At 68.0% G+C, this 3647-nt stretch carries 2 protein-coding genes; both read right to left on the bottom strand.

The genetic code is table 11. The annotated features are described in order from the left end of the window. Positions 1-167 precede the first annotated feature (167 nt). Positions 168-2504 (bottom strand): xanthine dehydrogenase family protein molybdopterin-binding subunit, encoded by a 2337-nt coding sequence (locus AB7O82_RS37735; protein WP_428621878.1) that lies wholly within the window; start codon positions 2502-2504, stop codon positions 168-170. 535 nt (positions 2505-3039) lie between these two features. Further along, a complete protein-coding gene (grrA, locus tag AB7O82_RS37740) occupies positions 3040-3504 on the bottom strand; it encodes a GrrA/OscA1 family cyclophane-containing rSAM-modified RiPP (RefSeq protein ID WP_428621880.1) in 465 nt (154 codons plus the stop codon). Positions 3505-3647: the final 143 nt, after the last annotated feature.

The raw sequence follows: 3647 nt of genomic DNA on the forward strand, positions 1-3647 counted from the left end.
GATGGCGCTCATGGGATGTGCGATCGACGAGAAGAGCGCCATCGGAGTGGCGCGCTCCCAGCCATGACCCCTCCGTCCGCGAAGACGCGGACACCTCCCCAGCAAAGCTGGGGAGGAGAATGACATGAGCGCCACGGAGTGGCGCGCTCCCTGCGAATGGGTCCGCCTCACGCCTGCAGCGCTTCCCATACGCGTTGGGGCGTTGCCGGCATGTCGACGTGCCGGCCGCCCAGCGCGTCGACGATGGCGTTCATCACCGAGGGCAGCGAGCCCGCGCAGCCGGCCTCGCCGCAGCCCTTGGCGCCCAGCACGTTGGTCCTGGCCGGTACCGAATGGAAGGCCATGGCAAAGGAAGGTACGTCGTCGGCGCGTGGCAGGGCGTAGTCGGTGAAGCTGCCGGACAGCAGCTGGCCGTCCTCGCTGTAGACGACGCGCTCGAACAGCGCCTGGCCGATTCCCTGCACGACGCCGCCATGGCTCTGGCCCGCCACCAGCAGCGGATTGATGACCGTGCCGAAGTCGTTGACCATCGTGTACTTCACCACCTCGACGATTCCGGTCTCGGGATCGATCTCGACCTCGGCGACATGGGCGCCGTTGGGGAAGGCCGAGGGTGCGGCCTCGTGCACATGGCTGACGTCGAGCGTGTCGGGCACGCCCTCGGGCAGCTTCAGCCCGCCGCGCAGGCGCTCGGCGAGGTCCATGATGCCGATGCCGCGGTCGGTGCCGACGATGGTGAAGCGGCCGGCCCTGAACTCGATGTCGGCGGCCGAGGCCTCGAGCACCACGCCGGCGATCTGCTTGCCCTTGTCGATCACCTTGTCTGAGGCTTCGACGATCGCGGCACCGCTCGCCATGATCGACTTGGAACCGCCGGTGCCGCCGCCGGCGATCAGCAGATCGCTGTCGCCCTGGATGAGCTTGATGCGCTCGAACGGGATGCCGAGCTTGTCGGTCAGCACCTGGGCGAACGGCGACCAGTGGCCCTGACCGTAGTCGAGCGTGCCGGTGATGATCGTGACGTCGCCATTGGGCTCGAAGCGCAGGCCGCCCATCTCCTTCATCGGCGGCGCGGTCACTTCGAGATAATCACCGACGCCCAGCCCGCGCAGCTTGCCGCGCTTCTCGCTCTCGGCCTTGCGCGTGGCGAAGCCCGCGACGTCGGCGAATGTCAGCGCCTTGTCGAGGAGCGCGGTGAACTCGCCGCTGTCGTAGGTCGTGCCCGACGCCGTCTTGTAGGGCATCTCCTCCGGCCGGATGTGGTTGCGCCGGCGCAGCTCGAGGCTGTCGAGGCCCATTTCGCGCGCCGCGGTGTCGATCAGGCGCTCCATGAAGTAGTTGGCCTCGGGGCGTCCGGCGCCTCGATAGGCGCCGACCGGCGAGGTGTGGGTGAACATCACCTTGGTCGCGACCTCGATCAGCGGCGTGCGGTAGATCGCGGCGAGATTGCGCGTGACGCCCATCGAGCCCATCAGCGGCCCGACATTGGCGAGGTAGGCGCCGACATTGGCGTAGCCGGTGAGGCGCACGGCGAGGATGTTGCCCTCCTTGTCGAGCGCCAGCTCGCCGTCGAAATCATGATCGCGGCCGTGCTGGTCGCTGAGGAAGCTGCCGCTGCGCTCGTCGGTCCATTTGACGGGACGACCGAGCAGCCTGGAGGCGTGGAACAGGCCGGCATACTCGGGGAAGGGCGAGCCCTTCATGCCGAACGAGCCGCCGACATTGCCGGTCAGCACGCGCATCTGGGCAGGCTTGATGCCAAGCAGATCGGCCATCTGGTGCTTCAGCCCGAACACGCCCTGGCTGCCGGCATGCAGCGTGTAGCGATCGCTCGCCGCGTCGTAGTGGCCGATCGCCGAGCGCGGCTCCATGGCGCAGACGACGATGCGGTTACTGACCAGCCTGAGCCGCGTCACGTGCGCCGCCCTGGCGAACGCCTCGGCGACCTTGGCGCTGTCGCCGTAGTGGTAGTCGACGCAGATGTTGCCGGGTGCGTCGTCGAACACGATCGGTGCGCCGGGCCGGGCCGCTTCGCGCGAATCGGTCACGGCCGGCAGGCTGTCGATGTCGACCATGACGTTTTCGGCCGCATCCTTGGCCTGGGCGAGCGTCTCGGCGACGACGAAGGCCACCGGATCGCCGACGAACCGCACCTTGCCGGTCGCGAGCGAATGGCGCACCGGCGTCTTCATCGGCGTGCCGTCGCGGTTCGGCACCGGGATCAGGGTCTTGAGCGGGCCATAGCCCGCGGCGTCGAGATCGGCGCCGGTCCACACGCCCAGCACGCCCGGCATGCCGCGCGCCTCCGCGACATCAATGCCGTTGATCGTACCGTGCGCCACCTGGCTGCGGACCATCACGCAGTAAGCTTGATTGGGCAGGTTGAGATCGTCGGTGTAGCGGCCCTGACCGCGCAGCAGGGTCGGGTCCTCCTGGCGTGGCACCGGCTGGCCGATGCCGAATTTGAGCGAATTGAGAGCGTCAGCGTCGAACGGCGCGTTCATGGGCGATCCATCGGAATTGGGGGGAGTTGGGCGCGATTATAGCCCAGCCGAGCACGAGCTGTGCCAGCGCAAGCGCCCTCGAGGCGCCGCTTATCGCGGGCCAGCTTGTCGCAGGCCAACCTTCCGACGGCTATCCAGCCCGGCGGGAACACCGGGATGGCCCCCACGGCGGCATCCGCCGCGCCGCGCTTCATGGCTGGGAGCGCGCCACTCATAGGCGCTAACTTTGCCAAAAGAACGCGTCATGCGCTGGGAGCGCGCCTGGACCGCGGGCGCCCCGCCCACTCATCACTCTTCATCATCGTGAGCGGGCGGGACGCCCGCGGTCCAGGCGCGCTCCCAGCAAAGAGGCGACATCGATGGCCAAAGTTGGCGCCTATGCAGCTTGCCACTTAAGGCGGAGTAATCTCCGCCGATGATGGCGCTCCTCTTGTCGATCCCACGTCACATGAGCGCCATCATCGGCGGAGATTACTCCGCTTTAAGTGGCGCGCTCCCAGCGGAGGACGGCGCTGGGTCCGTGTCCACCGCGGCGCTACCAGTTGCGCCAGCCGTTGTGCCAGCCGGGGCTGCCTATCAGCGGGCTCAGGATGGCGCCGACCAGGCCGCCGTTACCCCAGCCGCCGTTGTGCCAGCCGCCGTTGCCCCAGCCGCCATTGTGCCAGCCACCGTTATGCCAGCCACCGTTATGCCAGCCACCGTTATGCCAGCCACCATTGTGCCAACCGCCGTTGTGCCAGCCGTTGCCCCACCAGGCGAGCCGGGTCTCGGGATCGATAGCGACATGAGGCTCCGAGTTCTGGAGACCGTCCTTCCAGGCTTCCGACACCGATCCGCGGATCGCTTCGAGGCGGGAGGCGACGGATCCGGCCGCCGGCGGCGAATCGGCCGGCGATATCGCGGCAGCCGCATCCGCCGCAGCAAGGCCGATGGAGAGCCCGGTCGCCCCGGTCTGGAGCAGGGCGGCCAAAGCCTGGATCGGGCGCCGGTTGCTGGACATGACCCTCAATCTCCCCCGAAAAACTCAGTCGAACGAATCCGCCACGCGCATCATTAGCACACGGGTTCCGGCGGGCGGCCAGCAAAAACAGGGGCTTGCTCTTCCGGACCGCGGGCGTCTCGCCGGCTCGGAATCATGAGCGG

Origin of the sequence: Reyranella sp., from assembly GCF_050185545.1 — a bacterium.
GTDB lineage: Bacteria > Pseudomonadota > Alphaproteobacteria > Reyranellales > Reyranellaceae > Reyranella.